The 17,548-nt window shown below is 36.5% G+C and carries 19 protein-coding genes; 11 read left to right on the forward strand and 8 right to left on the reverse strand.

Features of this window, described 5'->3' with window-relative positions; genetic code table 11:
* Window positions 1-31: 31 nt before the first annotated feature.
* The 4 genes from JNG87_RS05990 to JNG87_RS06005 all read left to right on the forward strand — a co-directional run bounded on the left by JNG87_RS05990 (window position 32) and on the right by JNG87_RS06005 (window position 3,777).
* Window positions 32-493, forward strand: a complete 462-nt coding sequence (locus JNG87_RS05990) for a hypothetical protein (RefSeq protein WP_202842438.1) — start codon at window positions 32-34, stop codon at window positions 491-493.
* 145 nt (window positions 494-638) lie between these two features.
* A complete protein-coding gene (locus tag JNG87_RS05995) occupies window positions 639-1,286 on the forward strand; it encodes a LolA family protein (RefSeq protein WP_202842440.1) in 648 nt (215 codons plus the stop codon).
* A gap of 110 nt (window positions 1,287-1,396) precedes the next feature.
* Window positions 1,397-2,854 carry an LptF/LptG family permease gene (locus JNG87_RS06000; protein WP_202842442.1) on the forward strand — a complete coding sequence of 486 codons (1,458 nt, stop codon included), beginning with the start codon at window positions 1,397-1,399 and terminating at the stop codon, window positions 2,852-2,854.
* A 131-nt stretch (window positions 2,855-2,985) separates the two neighbouring features.
* The gene (locus JNG87_RS06005; protein WP_202842444.1) at window positions 2,986-3,777 is read left to right on the forward strand and encodes a hypothetical protein; all 792 of its coding nucleotides are present in this window, start codon (window positions 2,986-2,988) and stop codon (window positions 3,775-3,777) included.
* A 43-nt stretch (window positions 3,778-3,820) separates the two neighbouring features.
* Here JNG87_RS06005 and JNG87_RS06010 read toward each other — a convergent pair whose 3' ends face one another.
* The 5 genes from JNG87_RS06010 to JNG87_RS06030 all read right to left on the reverse strand — a co-directional run bounded on the left by JNG87_RS06010 (window position 3,821) and on the right by JNG87_RS06030 (window position 7,732).
* A complete protein-coding gene (locus JNG87_RS06010; protein ID WP_062670066.1) occupies window positions 3,821-4,882 on the reverse strand; it encodes a 3-oxoacyl-ACP synthase III family protein in 1,062 nt (353 codons plus the stop codon).
* 198 nt (window positions 4,883-5,080) lie between these two features.
* A complete protein-coding gene (frr, locus tag JNG87_RS06015) occupies window positions 5,081-5,635 on the reverse strand; it encodes a ribosome recycling factor (protein WP_034694343.1) in 555 nt (184 codons plus the stop codon).
* Window positions 5,636-5,895: 260 nt separating this feature from the next.
* Window positions 5,896-6,654 carry a putative phage abortive infection protein gene (locus JNG87_RS06020; RefSeq protein WP_202842445.1) on the reverse strand — a complete coding sequence of 253 codons (759 nt, stop codon included), beginning with the start codon at window positions 6,652-6,654 and terminating at the stop codon, window positions 5,896-5,898.
* On the reverse strand, window positions 6,655-7,383 hold the full coding sequence (locus tag JNG87_RS06025) for a hypothetical protein (protein ID WP_202842447.1): 729 nt from the start codon (window positions 7,381-7,383) through the stop codon (window positions 6,655-6,657).
* Window positions 7,384-7,456: 73 nt separating this feature from the next.
* The gene (locus JNG87_RS06030) at window positions 7,457-7,732 is read right to left on the reverse strand and encodes a hypothetical protein (protein WP_202842448.1); all 276 of its coding nucleotides are present in this window, start codon (window positions 7,730-7,732) and stop codon (window positions 7,457-7,459) included.
* A 441-nt stretch (window positions 7,733-8,173) separates the two neighbouring features.
* Between JNG87_RS06030 and JNG87_RS06035 the strand changes: the two genes are divergently transcribed.
* Complete coding sequence (locus JNG87_RS06035) at window positions 8,174-9,529, forward strand: lipase family protein (protein ID WP_202842449.1); 1,356 nt, start codon at window positions 8,174-8,176, stop codon at window positions 9,527-9,529.
* Window positions 9,530-9,610: 81 nt separating this feature from the next.
* On the opposite strand, the gene pyrH is transcribed toward JNG87_RS06035, so the two are convergent.
* The gene (gene pyrH / locus JNG87_RS06040; protein WP_076355472.1) at window positions 9,611-10,318 is read right to left on the reverse strand and encodes a UMP kinase; all 708 of its coding nucleotides are present in this window, start codon (window positions 10,316-10,318) and stop codon (window positions 9,611-9,613) included.
* A gap of 167 nt (window positions 10,319-10,485) precedes the next feature.
* Between pyrH and porQ the strand changes: the two genes are divergently transcribed.
* From porQ to JNG87_RS06065, 5 genes are all read left to right on the forward strand, one after another.
* Window positions 10,486-11,478, forward strand: a complete 993-nt coding sequence (gene porQ, locus JNG87_RS06045; protein WP_202842450.1) for a type IX secretion system protein PorQ — start codon at window positions 10,486-10,488, stop codon at window positions 11,476-11,478.
* Window positions 11,479-11,562: 84 nt separating this feature from the next.
* A complete protein-coding gene (gene cmk, locus JNG87_RS06050) occupies window positions 11,563-12,237 on the forward strand; it encodes a (d)CMP kinase (protein ID WP_202842452.1) in 675 nt (224 codons plus the stop codon).
* A 95-nt stretch (window positions 12,238-12,332) separates the two neighbouring features.
* On the forward strand, window positions 12,333-12,683 hold the full coding sequence (locus tag JNG87_RS06055) for a YtxH domain-containing protein (RefSeq protein ID WP_047431084.1): 351 nt from the start codon (window positions 12,333-12,335) through the stop codon (window positions 12,681-12,683).
* Between the two features lie 79 nt (window positions 12,684-12,762).
* Window positions 12,763-13,071, forward strand: coding sequence for a phage holin family protein (locus JNG87_RS06060; protein WP_202842454.1), 309 nt, complete (start codon window positions 12,763-12,765; stop codon window positions 13,069-13,071).
* Between the two features lie 3 nt (window positions 13,072-13,074).
* Entirely contained in the window at window positions 13,075-13,575 is a 501-nt protein-coding gene (locus tag JNG87_RS06065) for a phosphoribosyl-ATP pyrophosphatase (RefSeq protein WP_202842456.1), read from the forward strand.
* A gap of 67 nt (window positions 13,576-13,642) precedes the next feature.
* On the opposite strand, the gene JNG87_RS06070 is transcribed toward JNG87_RS06065, so the two are convergent.
* Complete coding sequence (locus JNG87_RS06070) at window positions 13,643-14,368, reverse strand: TrmH family RNA methyltransferase (RefSeq protein WP_110008752.1); 726 nt, start codon at window positions 14,366-14,368, stop codon at window positions 13,643-13,645.
* Between JNG87_RS06070 and JNG87_RS06075 the strand changes: the two genes are divergently transcribed.
* Window positions 14,354-16,963 (forward strand): BamA/TamA family outer membrane protein, encoded by a 2,610-nt coding sequence (locus tag JNG87_RS06075; RefSeq protein WP_202842463.1) that lies wholly within the window; start codon window positions 14,354-14,356, stop codon window positions 16,961-16,963. The two genes, JNG87_RS06070 and JNG87_RS06075, sit on opposite strands and share 15 nt — an antisense overlap.
* Here JNG87_RS06075 and JNG87_RS06080 read toward each other — a convergent pair.
* On the reverse strand, window positions 16,960-17,517 hold the full coding sequence (locus JNG87_RS06080; RefSeq protein WP_395974871.1) for a vancomycin high temperature exclusion protein: 558 nt from the start codon (window positions 17,515-17,517) through the stop codon (window positions 16,960-16,962). The two genes, JNG87_RS06075 and JNG87_RS06080, sit on opposite strands and share 4 nt — an antisense overlap.
* Window positions 17,518-17,548 lie beyond the last annotated feature (31 nt).

The following is a 17,548-nucleotide window of genomic DNA, read 5'->3' on the forward strand; positions in this document are numbered from 1 at the left end:
GGGATATAAAAAATTCACTAAAACTATTACCATGAAAATTACAGTAAAACAAACTATTGCATTGAGTCTTTTAGCATGTACATTAACATTCTCTTCATGCGCCTTAAGAACTGTTCCCAGTGATTATGCTTCTGTGAAACTGGACGTTATTGATAATAACACGCTGGGAAATGGCAAAGTCCTTATTTATAATGGTGCCGGAATTCTTCATAAAATGGATAACACGGCAAGACTCAATATCGGACTTGATGGCAAATCATTAGGACAAATCAGACCGAAAGAATATGTTATTGTTGATTTAGAGAAAGGAAAACATGAGTTTACGGTTCTTCATATAGATATGGTGAATATGAGAAGTAAACATCCGGTTGAAATCGATGAAAATACCAAAGTAATTAAAATTGAACCTACCATTACTTCCAATAAATTAACTGTCACCAATATGCTCCCTGAAAAATTTGATCAGTACATTGAAAGACCGGAGACAAGGTAATCTGTAAACAATATCTGCCAAACAGTATCCGGCATTGAAAGGTGGATTTTGGAACAGTTTTTGGAAGATCTGCGTAGTTAAAGGAAAAACACATCGTTTTAACCTTAAGAATTAAAGAAAATCTAACGATTATTAAATTAAGAAAATGAAAAATATTATTTCAAAAGTTATATTGGGAAGTTTTGTTGTAGGTGCAGTAGGTATGGCCAACGCTCAGAAGATTGATGCAAAAGCTAAAAAGATATTGGATGATATTACAGCCAACTACAATTCTAAAAAGAATTCTTACTTCAAATTTTCTTTTGGAAGCGGCCTTAACGGACAGGTGACCAAAACAGAACCTGGTATTTATTATGTTGCCGGAGAGAAATACAAACTGAAGATCATGGATACGGAACAGATCTTTGACGGAAATAAAATTTACAACATCAACGCCGATGATATGGAAGTTACCATTGCCAAGCCCAACGGAACCAGCACCATGTTCTCCCCTATCAACTACCTTACAACGTATAGAAACGATTATAATGTAACATACAACGGTAAGAAAATAGTGAATGGCGTGAATGCCGATTTTATTAAACTGACTCCAGTAAAAGCCAACGGAATAAAGTATGTATACCTTTTTGTCGATTCAGCGAAAAAGCAGATGGTAAAACTGGAACAGCACGGAAACAATAAAGATGTTGCAGTAATTGCTATTAAAGAATATAAAGAAAACCAGGAACTGGATCCTAATATGTTTGTTTTTGACAAAAATAAGTTTAAAAACTACATCGTTACAGAACTTTAAAAAGCTGAAAGTGAATCCGCAACTAAGTAAATTTACTTTTATCGTTAAAAAAATAAGAAAATATAAAAAGCCACAAGTAAACTTTGTGGCTTTTTGATTAATTTTGGCGCATGTTAAAAATACTAGACCGATATATCATAAAAACCTTCTTTGGACCGTTTTTCTTTATATTCAGCGTATTGTTTTTCATTTTTATTGTAAACATTATCTGGGTACAGTTGGGACAGTTTATGGGAAAAGGATTAAGCTACTGGCAGATCCTCAAACTTCTTTTTTATCTTGGGGTAAACGTCATCAGTATGGTGCTTCCGCTTACCATCCTCCTGGCCAGTATTATGTCGTTCGGTGAATTTGGAGAACGGTACGAGCTTGCAGCCATGAAAGCCGCAGGAATTCCACTGACCCGTGTAATGACTCCTCTTCTTGGAATTTCAACAGCCCTTGCTATCATGTTGTTTTTCTTTTCCAACAATATTATTCCGGATTTTCAGAAAAAAGCCAAGAATATGCTTTTTAATATTGCTCAGACCAAACCGGCCATCAACTTTACTCCGGGACAGTTTATTGATCAGATTCCCGGCTATATGGTAAAATTTGATAAAATATACGGAGAAAACGGAGAAAATATTGAAGGGGTTTTTGTTCATAAAAAAGCCAATGCTTACGAAAACCAGCAGTCTGTTGTTGCAGAAAAAGGAAAATTTGTTCCGGCAGTCAACAAGAACTTTCTAAAGCTGGTACTGTATAACGGCTATGTATTTGAAGATGCTTTTGCCGGAAAAGGTGATAATGTAAGACTGAAACAACCTGACCAGGCGATCAAATTCGATACACTGGTTTCCCACTTTGACATCAGCGAGATCATCAATAAAGCGATCGAAAAAGAACAGATTACGGATGACTACCGTTTCCAGACCTACAACCAGCTTGACGGAACGATTACCAAAACCAAAAAAGACAATAAACAGTTCTTTGACAATATAGGTTCGGAAGTTCTTAACCAGACCAATTCTGTGATTACCTATATGGATAAAGGGAATAAACATAAAGCTGCTCCGAAAACCCAGATCAAACTGGATACGGTAAAAGGTGAAAGAAAAATGGAAATCATTTATAATTCCTACACCAGGCTGGACAACCTGAAATCAACACTGGAATCCAAAAAGAATGAATACAGTTCTAATGTAAAATACTTCAGTAAGGTAGTGATTTACCAGCAGAGAATTGTTGCCTATTCTGTGACCTGTATCATCTTCTTTTTGATTGGATCAAGTTTAGGTTCTATCATCAGAAAAGGAGGAATGGGGCTTCCGGTCATCATCGCTATCGTTATTTTCATCATCTTTTATGTCATGAATGTCGGGGTGGAAAATATGTCATGGAGCGGGAAAATGAATCCTTATCTTGCAGCATGGCTTCCCAACCTGATCCTTCTTCCCTTTGGAGTCTGGATGACTTATAAAGCACTTACAGATTCGCAACTGTTTGATGCAGAAAAATACAAAGCATTGTTCAAACCTATCACCAAAAGGTTTACCAAAAGTAAGGAACATCAGAGATACCAATAATTCTGATTTTAAAATAAAATTAAAAGCTTCGGAGAAATTCCGGAGCTTTTTTGTTGATTATTATTACAATATTTAATTGATAATGATTTTGAATTTAAAAATTTATATTTGTGGGAATTTAAAACAAAACCATGAAGAAATTACTACTTATTGGCCTGTTCGGTCTTGTGTCACTCAATGCCCATGCTCAGGATCAGGATGAAACCGGAACCTACAACGGTGAAAAATACGGCTACATCATTGACAAATCCGGAAAGAAAATTGAAGGTGTTGTACATCTGCACGGCGGCTATTCAAGTCCGTGGCAAAATCAGTTAAAAGTAAAATTTGCGGCCATTGCTGATATTGACAAAGTAAAGAATAAGATAAAATTCAAAACCTACGACACAGACGATATCAAAGAATATATGTTGTATGAAGGTGACACTCCGAGGGTTTTCAAGTCTGTAAAATACTCAAACATGAGAGAAGCCTTGAACAGCTCTGAAAGTTCAACAGGATTATCGGCCGGCTTTAAGGCAATCAACAATCTGTCAAGAACAGAACAGTTTGCAGAAGTCGTAACGGAGGGCAAAATTACAGTTTATAAGCTTTATGGCTACCCTACGGCTCTTTCTGCAAACAGTACTCAGGCCATCACGCAGAGAGAAACAGACCGGTTAAGAGAGAATCCCAATTATATTTTTTCAAAGAAAGGAGGAAAAGCTGAAGAATTAACGCCCGCAAAAGCCAAAATTATCCTGGCAGACTGCCCTTACGTAAAAGCAAAAATAACAAAGGGAGAATATGGTTCCCTGAAAAACGAAGAGAAGAAAAGAAGCGGTCTTGGAAAATTCATCCGGGATGAAATCAACAATTCAACGGTGGATAAACTTTCAATTATCAATGAAGTGATCTATGATTACAATGAGAACTGTAAATAGAATATACAAAAAGAGGTTTCCGGTTGGAAACCTCTTTTTATTTTTAAAACTGATACACAAAAGCATTGATATTCATCCCTGCTCCTACTGAAGCAAATAACACAATATCATTTTTTTTGATTTTATGATGTTCAAGTTCATCCTGCAAAATCATCGTCAGCAAAGAAGGAATCGTAGCCACACTGCTGTTACCTAATTTATGAATAACCATAGGCATGATATTTTCCGGAACCGGTTTTCCATACAGCTGATAAAACCTGTTAACGATGGCTTCGTCCATTTTTTCATTCGCCTGATGAATAATAATCTTATTCAACTGATCAATGGAATATCCACTGTTGTCCAGACATTTTTTCATCGCATCCGGAACATTCACGAGAGCGAATTCATATATTTTACGACCATCCATCTTAATATACCGGGTATCCGGGCATCTTTCGTTGTTGTAAGATTTTCCAAAATACAGATAGTCTTTTTCTTCAAGGGTATAAGAAGCTGACAAATGGGATTTGATCCCGGCATCATCATCCTGATTTACTTCCAGAACAGCCGCCCCGGCACCGTCGGCATAGATCATACTGTCTCTGTCGTGGATATCTACCACACGGGAAAGTGTTTCTGCTCCAATAACCAGACATCGCTTCGCTATACCGGATTTGATAAACGCGTGAGCCTGTATTACCCCTTCAATCCATCCCGGACATCCGAAAAGCACATCATAGGCCACACAGAAATTATTTCTGATTCCCAATACATGTTTCACCCTTGCTGCAAGGCTGGGCACCGTATCAGACTGAACCGTTCCGAAGCGAACATCCCCAAAATTATGGGCAAATATAATATAGTCCAATGTTTCAGGATCGATCCCTGCATTTTCTATGGCTGCACGCGCCGCAATGACGCCCAGATCTGAAGTGACCTGTGTACTATGTGCATATCTCCTTTCTTCAATACCTGTAATCTTTTTAAGCTTATCCGTAATGGAAGCGTTATTCTCCTTTAATAAAATCCCTTCTTCATTAAGAAAAATATGTTTATCAAAAAATAAATTGGTTATGGTTTCCGATGGGATATAATTTCCTACCCCGATTATTTTTGTCATCATTATAGTATCTGTTTCCTGTTTTTTAATTAAACGTCAGGAATAATTCATTAAATATAATGAATGAACGTAAATACTTCACAATATAGTATAGAATAAGAATGCATTGCATTATAAAAAGTTTAAGCAATAGCTGAAAAGTAATAAAAAAAAGAGGTCTCACATCGGAAACCTCTTTACAAATATTTTAAAAACTGAAAATTATACTTTCATAATTTCAGCTTCTTTTGTCTTAAGATGCTCATCGCAAAGCTTAACGTATTTATCAGTGTAAGCCTGGATTTCTTCTTCCACGCCTTTTACGACATCTTCAGAAACTCCTTCCAGTTTTTTAAGTTCTTTCAAACCGTCCTGTCTTGCATTTCTTACCGTTACTTTAGTGTTCTCAGTTTCCACTTTAGCCTGTTTTGCAAGCTCCTTTCTTCTTTCCTCTGTTAAAGGCGGAACATTAAGGATAATGTTTTCTCCGTTGTTAGAAGGTGCAAAACCTAAGTTGGAATTAATGATTGCTTTTTCAATCGCATTGATTGCTGTTCTGTCCCAAGGTTGAATAGAGATTGTCATTGCATCCGGAACAGAAACATTCGCAACCTGGTTGATAGGAGTCATTGCTCCGTAGTATTCTACCATTACATCCTGAACCATTGTCGTAGAAGCACGTCCTGCTCTAATTCTTTGAAATGCGTGATCCAGGTGCTTTACCGCTGCATCCATATCCTGTTTTACAGATTCTAATATAAGATCTAATTCTTCCATTATTATAGTATAGTTTGATAAATTACACATCTATTAATCCATCTGAATATCAATCAATTAAAACTAAAAACACTGTAAACATCAGGGTTTTCTTATTATTTTAAATTATTTTTTACTATTCAGTGCTGCAAAAATAATGATTATTTCCATATTCTGGTAAGACTGCATTCTGTATTTTGTGAAAACGTTGATATTTTTGAATAGGACCCAATATAAAATTGTTTTATTGCAAGTCGTGATTTGTTGCTTGTTTTATTTAATTAGAATACAAATGCATATTTCTCGTACAATTCCTTATCATTAGTAACTAATTCTTCATTAATATATTCAAATAAACAATTCATTTCAGCTAAACATTTATAGTGCCTGTCTTCCAAATACAAAAAATGATAAAAAATCATTGCTGTTTCATATTCAGACAATTGTGATTTTATAAGATCAAAATATAACTTTTTATAATAAAATTCCTTATTGGTCGAAAGTTTAAATCGATCAACATAATCAAGAATCGACTGTATACCTCTATAATAATGCCCTAAAACATCCCAATTTTGTTTGTAGATATAGTGATAAACTTGCCTATTGAATTTTTTATCTTCAGGTAAAGCTTCAAGATATTCTCCATATATTCTTCCCATTAACTGAACACCTTTTACATTGTATTCTTCTGTTGTTCTTTGTACCCCTTTTTGAACTAACTTTTTATATGTCTTTTCTAAAGAAACTACTGTTTCTCTATGTAATTTAAGTAAATTAAAAAAGATTGCTTCAAAATTTTGGATTTTAGTATCTTCCTTCTGATTATTTATATCTTGTCTTTGTAATAAAATCGCGATTATAACACCCACAAATGATAATCCCGTAAAAAGGGCATTTGAAGCACCAAACATATCTCCAAACAATCCTTGATAGTCTTTTCCTAGATTTGATGCATAAACGTAATTTCTCCATAATACAAAGCTCATAAATGCCATAGATCCTAACCCAATAAGCCAGAAAACCAAATTATTCTTTTTCATTTATTTATTGTTTTTTGAGTGTCCAAAAAAATAACCTAGAATAAGCAAGAAAGCACTCTGTACAATTTGAATCGGATTTATTTTGTAAAACATCATTATGATTAAACTAATACCCATTAATAACAATAGGATTGCACCAACTATAGAGGCTACTGATTCTTTATCCAAAAATTTTAGAAAAATATTATACTTTTTTTCCATCATTTCTGTTCTATGCTTACTAAATTCAATTTCTTCAGCAAATAACACTTTTTTCTCCCCTATACTTGACAACTCGTCTTCTAGCCTTTTATTTGCTTCCTTTAATTCATTTATCTGATCTTCAAATCTTTCTTTCAAGTCTGAATCATTGATTTCTTCTACCAATTTTTCGATACTTTTAACAGATTGAGTTTGTTCGAGTTCAGTAATCCTCTTCATTATATAATCATGAGGTTTTTTAAGTTGATGAAAGATAGTAAACTTAAATCCAACAACACTGTCGTCCTCTCTAACTGTGTAATGAATATCTCTATCAAAATGTAGTTGGTGTGTTTGCAGGAATTCTTGGTTTAGAAATAATTCTCGAATTCGAATTTTAGACTCCTTTAACTCGTCTAAATCCATTTTTTCTAAAGACTTATCATCTAATTTATAGTACTCCAAAACAAATTGAAATGTTTCATAACTTTTATGTTTGAAATATTTTCTTGCTTCCGCCGAGGTGCCAAAAGCTATTAAATTTGTCATTAGATATAGTTTTCCGGCAAATATAACAAAAAGCCCTCTCAAAGAGAAGGCTTTAAACTTAAACAATGTAACATTAATTTTCCCAATCAATTTCTAATCTTACATTACAAGTTGGTATAAATTCTAGATCTTCATTGATTCTACAATAAGCACTTTTGTAATCAGTACCTGTTTTTGTAGAAACACTCAACAAGTCTATTTTACACACATCGGGTATGCTAATTTTTAGACCTTCTAAAGGAATTAACACTTTACTTAATAACTCTCCTAGCTTACTTATTTCAGCTCCTGCTTTTAAAATTTTCTCCATTTCAGGTTTTGTCATTAATACATTTATATCCTGCTTCATAACCCATATGCCATTTGGTTAGATGGCCTTATCTCTAATATGATGAATTTATTTTAGTTATGCAATAATTACATGATATTTTTTCCAATCTATTTTTCCAAAGCATGTATTTATTTCTTAATCTGTGCCTACATATTAATCCATGTGCTTGATACTTATTTTCTTCATTATATTATACACTTATCTCCTCTTTGAAACAAGAAACTTGTTTTTACCTAAAATCCAACTTCTAGCAAAAACTTCAGGTACAAATACCTACCGAATATTTTGGTTATTTCTACTTAGTGTGATATCATTTTTAATAACGTCCTTTACTCTATTCTTTTAAACGAAACGTCGGCAGGTATTTCAAACGGAAAACTTGCCGTAACAAACGGAAAGTCCTGGATAAGACATTTTGCAGAAATGAACAATTATAAACTAATTTAAACCCATCACATCATGACAAATCCATCTTTAGATGCCTATCAACAAGTTTTCGGTATGGCAGGTCTTGCCAACCGTGCCGGAGGCTACAACGGTTTTGGTATCCAACTGCAGCAACAGCTTCAGTATGATTTATCCTATTATTTTAACAATGTTCCTCCGGTTAAAATAATGGATCAGAAAACACCTTCCATAGCTAATCCTTCAGCAGTAGCGGAATTAGGAAACTGGGATCTGGTCTGGGGACCTGCCCTGATCGAAGAAAAAAATGAAAAGGGAGTTCCTACCGGAGTTGCAGATAATGCATTATATGTTGTTAAATCTGATGCTGTCGCATTTCCGGGAGGTCCTACATTGCCTACCTACGTTGTGGCTATTGCTGCCACTAATCCTTCCTCTCTTTACGATTGGGAAACAGAAGATTTCTCAGTGGCAGAAGTAGTAAACTGGACCACTTATAATCCTTCCAACTTTGCTCCATCAGCCTTTAACGGCATTGACCCTTATATTTCAAAAGGAACGGCTACCGGAGTCGGTATACTTCTGGGACTTATAAGTCCGGGTGATGCAGCCGCACCCAATACCACGCTTCAACAGTTTCTTGCCAGCTTAAGTCCGGATCCGGATACAGCCATCATATTCTGTGGACATAGCCTTGCCGGAGCATTATCTCCTACCCTTGCCCTTTATCTGAAAGAAAATAAAGATCTGGATGCTTTCGGGGTAACGCTTGTATATCCTACTGCCGGGCCAACGCCAGGTGAGGCAGCATTCGCCAATCTGTTCAATAGTAAATTCCCACCATTACCTCCGGGATGGCAGCAACAGACAGGTACTTATCAAAGCTGGAATACCATGCACTGGAACGATCTGGACGTTGTTCCTCATGCATGGCCGGTATCGGAACTGGGGAAAATTGCAACGATTTATGGCCAGGCTCCTACCTATATGACGGCAGCCTTATTAAACGCTTTACAAAAGATTGCAATTGCTGATTCTTCAAATTCAGGAGCCAGTTATACAAGAATACAGAACCAATCGCTGCCAGGCCGGCTCCAACACTCAAGTGCCTCCTCGGTGAGCATTAAGACACCTCCTGAGTCTTTGCAGGACTATATGCTGCAGCTATCCGTACAGCATGTAGGAATGTATAATGGCATTCCTGCGGAAGGATCCAATCCACAGGTAGAAGGACTTATTTTATCACAGCCATTACCAAAACCAGAGGTGAAGCTGGTACCGGGAGTAACTGCTGTCACGGAATTGGAGATGATTCTTAAAATAATAAATCAGATCATCGGATGGATTTCTTCCCGTTATGTTTTGGTTGAAAAGGAAAATGCCACACAGAATGTTGAAGCAGACAAATAAATACTTAAAACAATCATTAATAAAAAACACCTGTCACAATTACTGTAACAGGTGTTTTTATATTTTAAACGGTTAAACTGATTATAAATCAACTAAAGTCCCTACATTTTCTCCGTCTACGATTTTTTCTAAATTTCCATCTTTGTTCATATCGAATACAATGATTGGCAATTTATTTTCGTGGCTCAGAGTAAATGCGGTCATATCCATTACTTTAAGGTTTTTCTCAAATACTTCATCAAAAGATAATGAATTGTATTTTACAGCATCTGCATTCTTTTCAGGATCGCTGTCGTAGATTCCGTCTACCCTTGTTCCTTTTAAGATCACATCAGCTCCGATTTCGATCGCTCTTAAGGTAGCCGCTGTATCTGTCGTAAAATAAGGATTTCCTGTTCCTGCCCCAAAGATCACTACTCTTCCTTTTTCAAGGTGTCTTACCGCTCTTCTTTTGATGAAAGGTTCAGCTACTTTATCCATTTCGATAGCAGACTGAAGTCTTGTTTTAATTCCTGCATCTTCCAATGCTCCCTGCAAAGCCATTCCGTTGATTACCGTGGCCAGCATTCCCATATAATCTCCCTGCACTCTGTCCATTCCTTTGGCAGCTCCTGCAACACCACGGAAAATGTTTCCTCCTCCGATTACGATCGCTACTTCACAGCCTTTTTCAACTACCTTTTTGATCTCAGCTGCATATTCCTGCAGTCTTTCGTTGTCAATACCGTATTGTCTGTTTCCCATTAAGGCCTCACCGCTCAGTTTCAGAAGGATTCTTTTATATTTCATCTTTTATTTTTAATAACTTTTTATTAGTACCGGTTTCCCCGGAATTTGATTTTGCAAATATAATCATTAAAGATATTGATGAAAGAAAAATATTTAAATAGAAATAATGTCAGAAATATTTTGAAAAGTACGAAAAAGGATTATTTTTGCATTAATTATAAATTGAGTTGAAGAAAATTATCATTTTTTCATTATTTCTATCAGGAATTGTTTCTTATGCGCAAACAGGAACAAATGTTTATCCGTTCTTAAATGTACCTGTATCTGCAAGGCAGGCTGCTTTGGGCGGAGATGCAATTTCGGTAAGAGATTATGATGTTTCCTTTGCTATTGCAAACCCTGCCCTGTTAAATAAAGATTCTGACAAACAGCTTTCTGTAAACGCAACGGCTTACCTTGCCGACTCGAAATATGGAACGATTGCTTATGCCAAAGACTTTGAGAATGGCCATATGGCTACCATCAATGCAAGGTATATGAGCTATGGAAGTATTCCGAGGACGGATGAAAGCGGTTTCGAAAACGGAGAATTCAAAGCTTCAGATGTAGCGATTGGTGCAGGCTATGCCTACCAGTTTGAAGAAGACTGGACGATTGGTGGAGGACTTAATTTTATTACCTCAAAAATTGACAACTATACTTCTTCCGCGATCTCAGGAACAGCGGGAATTACCTATCATAATAAAAAGAGCAAGGAAGTCGTTTCACTGGTCATGAGAAACTTTGGGTTTCAGCTGAAATCCTTTAACGGGACAAGAGAAAATCTTCCTTTCAGAATCGATCTTGGATATACCAAAATCATCAAGAACTTCCCTCTTGCCATTACTATTACCGCACATGACCTTCAGAAGTTTGATATTTCTTCAGAAGAAAACCTGGACGGGCAGAAAGTGGGTGCCGGCAGAAAGATTGCCGATCACTTTTCTTTGGGAGCCGAATTGTTTCCGGAAAAGAATTTCAATATCAGGCTGGGATATAATGTAAAAAGAGGAAATGAGCTGGCGGTTTCGGATCAAAGAAATTTCTCGGGACTTTCTGCAGGATTTGGAGTTAAAGTTTCCAGATTCCGTATTGATTATGCCCACGTGAGATATCACAACTCTTCGAACGTCAATCAGATAGGAATTTCTATGGACCTTTCCAGCCACAGAGGAGAATAATCTTCCTGGCCGGAAATTTCTTAATTATTCCGAAAATTTCTTACTTCCTCTTGATTTTCTAAAAAAAATCTTGAAATTTGCAGTATGAAAAAACCTGTAATTGCTATCGATGGGTACTCGTCTACCGGAAAAAGTTCTATCTCTAAAATCATTGCTGATCAACTGGGACTTATTCATATGGATACAGGGGCACTTTACAGAGGAGTTACCTGGTATGCTTTGCAGCATTGTCTGAATGAAAACGGTGAGATTGATCTGAATACATTGTTCTCTTCTTTTAATCAGATCAAACTTGAATTTAAAAATAACGACGGCACCCTTATTCTTTTCCTGAATGACACAGATATCTCTACGGAAATCCGTACCAATATCGTATCAGACAACGTAAGTCTTGTTGCCAAGCAAAAAGAGGTGAGAGATTTCCTCCTGCAGTCACAGCGCACTTTGGCAGAAAAAGGTGGCGTTATTATGGACGGGCGTGACATCGGGACAGTAGTTCTGCCAGATGCAGACTATAAATTCTTTCTTACTGCCAGTATTGATGAAAGAACCAACAGAAGATTTCTGGAACTGAAAGGACTGGGAATTGAGGCGGATAAGGAACAGGTAAAGCAAAACCTTGTAGAACGCGATAAAATCGATAGTGAGCGTGAAATAGCCCCTTTGAAGCAGGCTGACGACGCTATTGTCATTGATAATTCGGCACTCACCAAAGAGGAAACCATACAGCTTATTTTATCTCACATCCAAAAGATTTAACAATTTTTAATAGGCTTCAGGCCTCCTTTGGTATACAAATTGTAAGTTTTATTACTGTAAAAACTAATCTATTATTAATTATTAAAAAACTTAAAATGTCTAGAAAAGGAAATAATACAGCAGGTATATTGGCAGGACTTCTTGCAGGTGCTGCGGCAGGTGTAATCTTAGGAATGTTATACGCACCGGAAGAAGGTAAAGAAACCAGAAAAAAAATCAAAACAAAGGCTAATGATCTTAAAGATCAGGCAAAAAACAAATACGGTGAGGTTTCTGAAAAAGTGAAAGACCAGTACAGCAATATTTCTTCTACTTTCAAGGAAACGGCGAACAGCGTAGCACATACTGTGAAAGACGGATATGACAAATACAAAGATCAGATTGTTTCTAAAACTGCAGATTTGGCAAAAGATGTAGAAGCAGAACTGAATGATCTGAAAAAATAAGTAATTTATCTTTTTAAGTAAATTACAGAAAGGAACTTTTGTGCGAAAGTTCCTTTTTTTGTAACTTTAAAAAAAAACAATGATAGAAACTATTAAAGAATACGCCTCCAAGAGAATCGATCTTCTGAAAATTGAAGCGACTGAAAAGTCGTCACTTTCTGCCGGGCTCATTACTTACTTTGTAGTACTGCTTGTTGCTTTTGCTTTTTTTATTATCCTTTTCAACTTTGGAATTGCTTTCCTTATCGGAAAAGCATTGGATAATTATTCCTATGGATTCTTAATTGTAGCTGCATTTTATGCGCTGATAATGGCTTTTGTGGTTGCCTTCAAAACAAAAATTGTGAATACTGTTGCAGATCAGGTTATTAAATTTTTAAATCATTAAACTATGGGTAGAAAATACGAGAGCATAGAAGAATTAAGAAGAAAGAAAAAACTGCTTCAGGGTGAAATAAGTGATCTTGAAAATCTTCTGACCTTCAAAAATACAAAAGAAAGCCTGAGTGCATTTACCAATGGTTTAACTGATCAGTATCTTCAGGAAAAGATTGATGAAGACGGTGATGAAAAAGTAGTCCTAAGGAAGGATGTCATTGCCAAACAGCTTACTTCAGAGGTGAAAGACCTTTTGATCAGCAAAAATACAGCTGTAGGAATTGCCAGCTCTGCTTTCAAAGGAGGAAATCTTACAGACGGGCTTGTAAAACTGGGGGTTACTGCTATCGTAGGGAATTATGCCAAAAAGAATATGAAAAGTTCCAACTGGAAGAAAAAACTGATTGGTGCTGCATTGATTTACCTTGCTCCTATTGCGCTGAAATATGTCAGAAAAAAAATAGAAGTATACCAGAAAAACAAAAGTGTTTCAAGTATGGAACAATTGATTTAAGGAATTAGGGCTTAGGATTTAGAAAATAGTTTTACATTTTCACTTCCTGGGCCCTAATTTCTGAATCTTATTTTGAAAATAACTGTCCTAAAATAATCCCGGCAGCCATTGACACATTGAGGCTTTCTGTAGACTGGGATTTTCCAAATCTAGGAATACTGATACTTTTTTGTACCAGTTTTTCCGTCTCAGGTCTCATTCCGTTTCCTTCATTTCCTAAAATAAGGTTTAGCTTTTCGGGTTTCTGGAAAGTATAAATATTCTCCCCTTCCATATCCGTTCCGATATTTACATTCTCTGTTTTGGAAAGATATTCCACCAGATCAGTATACACCACATTCACTCTGGTAAAAGATCCCATGGTTGCCTGAATGACTTTCGGATTGTACACATCTACGGTATCTTCACTACAGATGATCTGTTCAATACCAAACCAGTCTGCAAGACGTATAATGGTTCCCAGGTTTCCGGGATCCTGTATTCCATCCAAAACCAATTGTATATTCTTATCTTCCCATTTTTCTTCCTCGGCAAGATAACATACCGCCACGGAATCTTTTGGAGTTTTAAGAAAACTTATTTTTTTTAATTCATTTTCAGAGATATGGGTAACAGGAACGTCAGTACGGTCCAATTTTTGTGGATCGGTTGACAATATTTCTTTAACTTTAAAGTTAGAATTAGAAAGTTCACAAATGATTTTATTACCTTCAACCAAAAACAAATTGTATTTTTGTCTGAACTTCTTTTTATCTAAAGATTGTAAAACTTTTATTGTATGAGCTGTAAGCATTATAAGAATTCTCCTCAAAAATATTATAAAATTATCTCATTTGCAACATTTGTTGGTCTCCTTTATGCTTGTAGTACGACAAAAAAAGTTCCTGACGGCGAATATCTGCTTACCAAGAACAATTTAGAGTTCGAGGATAAGAAAGTATTTTTCGATGAGGAACTTAAAGATTATATTCAGCAGAAGCCCAATAAAAAGCAGTTTCTTTTCATGCCATTAAGTCTCCTTCTGTACAATATGGCGGATCCGAAATACGACACCATACTTAATGAATATATGACCTATCCCGGTGAGATGAGAAATCAGAAGCTGAGAGATTCTTTATTCCTTAAATATAATATGAAAAGCAGTGTCGGAAAAAGTCTTCTTTTCGACCGTTTACTGCACAACTGGGGAACACCGCCGGTTATTCTTGATCAGACAAGAAGTGAAAAAAGTGCTGAATCTATCAAGAAAAGACTTACCTACAGGGGATATTGGGATGCTGATGTCAATTTTAAACATACACTGGATTCAGCTTCCAAAAAAGCATCGGTTAATTATTCCATCAAACATAATGATCCTACACGTATCAAGGATTACTTCTATAATATTCCGGATCAGGGGATCAAAGGGTATTACAACTATAATCTGAACAGAAGTCTTGTAAGATCCGGACAGATCCTTGACCAGACCGTTCTGGAAAGAGAGGTTACCAGAATCACCGATCTGATGAGAGAGTTTGGTTTCTACAGGTTCAATGCTTCCAATGATGAAGTTTATTTCGTTGCAGATTCCCTTAAAAGTAGAAAACAGGTTCCTTTAACCCTGGAAATTCATAAAGATTCTCTGGATACTCCCTATAAAATAGCCACTTTTGGAAATATTGACGTTGCTATTGTGGATGAACCCGGTGATTATCCTAAAAATACCAAAAAAGACAGCTTAAGGAGAATAAGATTTCATACGATGAATGACAAATACAAACTTTCATCGGTTTGGAGAGCGATTATTCCGGACAGTAAAAAGGTTTTTGACCAAACGAAACTGGACGTAACCAAGAGAAATCTTTTATCGATGAATAACTTCAGCATCGTTAAAGCGAGAGACTCACTGAGACAAGGCGGAATGACCTCTCCTAACGACAGTATTGTTGATGTTTTGTATGTACTGAAACCACTTCCGAAATACGAACTTAAAGTGGGAACAGATATTAACTATTCTCAGGTTTTAAACCTGGGGATCTCTCCTTCTGTGGACCTTACCACCCGAAATGTTTTTAGAGGAGCGGAAAACCTTTCTACCAGTCTTTCAGGAACATTTGGTTCTATCAGAAGTACAAAAGATATCAGTAAAAGAGTTGCAGCCTACGAAATATCGGCTCAGGCATCCCTGAACTTCCCAAGACTGCTGCTTCCTTTTAATTATTATAAATTCATTCCAAAACGATACACACCTACATCATCTATTTTGCTGGGGGCGTCGATACAGAACAACATCGGTTTGGGAAGGTTGATTTTCAATACGGGACTGAATTATCAGGCAAGTGTTAATGATCAGGTGTATCACAAGCTTACTTTATTCAATACTCAGGTCAGTCTGACAAAAAATAAAGATGCGTACTATGACTACTTTGTGAATGACGGAAGGGTAAAAGATGAAGTTTTCGGAAATTATTTTATGTTTAGCCCGGAAACCGCGCAGACCGGACAAGATTACAAAGATGGAAAACTGAATGTAGATGAAGTTTCCAAAATGATTATTGAGAACGATGCTTACCGTGGAAGTCTTAATCAGCAGGGAAGAGATCTTTTAACGGCCTTTACCGGAACATTGGTCAACAAAGACAGACAGACCCAAGATGTCCTTATCTCTTCTATGATCTATAATTTTGTTTATAGTGAAATTGGAAAAAAGGAATATCCAAATGCCTTTTATTTTAACGGAAAAGTTGAGCTTGCGGGAAATATATTGAGTATATTCAATAAAAAGGATAACGGCGGAGGTATTGTTACCGGCCCGCAAGGAACTATTTTCGGACTGCCTTACGCACAGTTTGTAAAATTTGATATTGATACAAGAAAATATTTCAAGTTTAACGGAAACCAGACATTGGTGCTGCGCCAGTTTATCGGAGTTGGAATACCTTACGGAAACTCTCAGGATATGCCCATCATCAAGTCTTATTTCAACGGAGGTTCCAACGATATCAGAGCCTGGGTAGCCTTTGGAGGATTAGGTCCTGCAGATTCCCAGGTGGATGAAAGAGTTCGTACCTATATGACAGACAATCTAAAGCTTACCACTAATATTGAATATCGAATTCCTTTCAATAAAACTTATGAAGGCGCTTTATTTACCGATATCGGAAATACATGGAGTCTTCGTAACTATAACGATGGATATGGAGATGAATTTAAGTTCGGTAAGTTCTGGAAACAGGTGGGTATCGGAAGTGGATTCGGATTAAGATTAAATATTGCTTATGTAACGGCGAGAATTGACCTTGCGTATAAGATCTATGACCCGAATAAACCTGAAGGCGACCGATGGAGATTCAAATTCATCCAGCCTTTCAAACCAACAGTTAATATCGCGTTCGGATATCCTTTCTAATCCGGAGAAACGCCTAAAATAAAATAGACTACAGCAATCACACGGGCGAGGATTTCCCTCGTCTGGTTTCTGTAGAAACTCTCGGGTTTTGTGACATCCTGCGCATCAAACCCCAGGGCATTCATATCATTATTTCTTGCAAAAAACAATGCTCTCAGGTTGTGATATCCCTGAGATACAATAATGACATTCTTCTTCTTATAAACATCCTTACAACGCAGAATGCTTTTATAGGTATTGAACCCTTTCGGATCTTCTACAATAATATCTTCCGGAACACCTTCCTGGTTAACCAGATAATTTCTCATAGCTCCCGGCTCGTTATAACCTTTGCTTTTTTCCCCGCTTACTATAATTTTCTTGATTTTTCCATGATGGTAAAGAAGGGCAGTCGCATCCATTCTTTTGGTGAAATAAGGGTTTGATTTTCCTGATCTCATTTTTGGAGATGTCCCCAGAACCAGTGCAATTTCCCTTGGCGGAATTTTTGAGATTTTGGTATAAGTTCTTCCGTTGGTAAGCCCGAAAACCCACACATTACAGAAGCATATCATCAGAATTCCCAATTCCAGTGATATAAATCCA

Source organism: Chryseobacterium cucumeris (genome assembly GCF_016775705.1).
GTDB classification, from domain to species: domain Bacteria; phylum Bacteroidota; class Bacteroidia; order Flavobacteriales; family Weeksellaceae; genus Chryseobacterium; species Chryseobacterium cupriresistens.

Bases quoted from the DNA above. Each gene is read 5' to 3' on its own strand.
- JNG87_RS05990 (WP_202842438.1), top strand. From the start codon at position 32: ATGAAAATTACAGTAAAACAAACTATTGCATTGAGTCTTTTAGCATGT.
- JNG87_RS05995 (WP_202842440.1), top strand. From the start codon at position 639: ATGAAAAATATTATTTCAAAAGTTATATTGGGAAGTTTTGTTGTAGGT.
- JNG87_RS06000 (WP_202842442.1), top strand. From the start codon at position 1,397: ATGTTAAAAATACTAGACCGATATATCATAAAAACCTTCTTTGGACCG.
- JNG87_RS06005 (WP_202842444.1), top strand. From the start codon at position 2,986: ATGAAGAAATTACTACTTATTGGCCTGTTCGGTCTTGTGTCACTCAAT.
- JNG87_RS06010 (WP_062670066.1), bottom strand. From the start codon at position 4,882: ATGATGACAAAAATAATCGGGGTAGGAAATTATATCCCATCGGAAACC.
- frr (WP_034694343.1), bottom strand. From the start codon at position 5,635: ATGGAAGAATTAGATCTTATATTAGAATCTGTAAAACAGGATATGGAT.
- JNG87_RS06020 (WP_202842445.1), bottom strand. From the start codon at position 6,654: ATGAAAAAGAATAATTTGGTTTTCTGGCTTATTGGGTTAGGATCTATG.
- JNG87_RS06025 (WP_202842447.1), bottom strand. From the start codon at position 7,383: ATGACAAATTTAATAGCTTTTGGCACCTCGGCGGAAGCAAGAAAATAT.
- JNG87_RS06030 (WP_202842448.1), bottom strand. From the start codon at position 7,732: ATGAAGCAGGATATAAATGTATTAATGACAAAACCTGAAATGGAGAAA.
- JNG87_RS06035 (WP_202842449.1), top strand. From the start codon at position 8,174: ATGACAAATCCATCTTTAGATGCCTATCAACAAGTTTTCGGTATGGCA.
- pyrH (WP_076355472.1), bottom strand. From the start codon at position 10,318: ATGAAATATAAAAGAATCCTTCTGAAACTGAGCGGTGAGGCCTTAATG.
- cmk (WP_202842452.1), top strand. From the start codon at position 11,563: ATGAAAAAACCTGTAATTGCTATCGATGGGTACTCGTCTACCGGAAAA.
- JNG87_RS06055 (WP_047431084.1), top strand. From the start codon at position 12,333: ATGTCTAGAAAAGGAAATAATACAGCAGGTATATTGGCAGGACTTCTT.
- JNG87_RS06060 (WP_202842454.1), top strand. From the start codon at position 12,763: ATGATAGAAACTATTAAAGAATACGCCTCCAAGAGAATCGATCTTCTG.
- JNG87_RS06065 (WP_202842456.1), top strand. From the start codon at position 13,075: ATGGGTAGAAAATACGAGAGCATAGAAGAATTAAGAAGAAAGAAAAAA.
- JNG87_RS06075 (WP_202842463.1), top strand. From the start codon at position 14,354: ATGAGCTGTAAGCATTATAAGAATTCTCCTCAAAAATATTATAAAATT.
- JNG87_RS06070 (WP_110008752.1), bottom strand. From the start codon at position 14,368: ATGCTTACAGCTCATACAATAAAAGTTTTACAATCTTTAGATAAAAAG.
- JNG87_RS06080 (WP_395974871.1), bottom strand. From the start codon at position 17,517: ATGATATGCTTCTGTAATGTGTGGGTTTTCGGGCTTACCAACGGAAGA.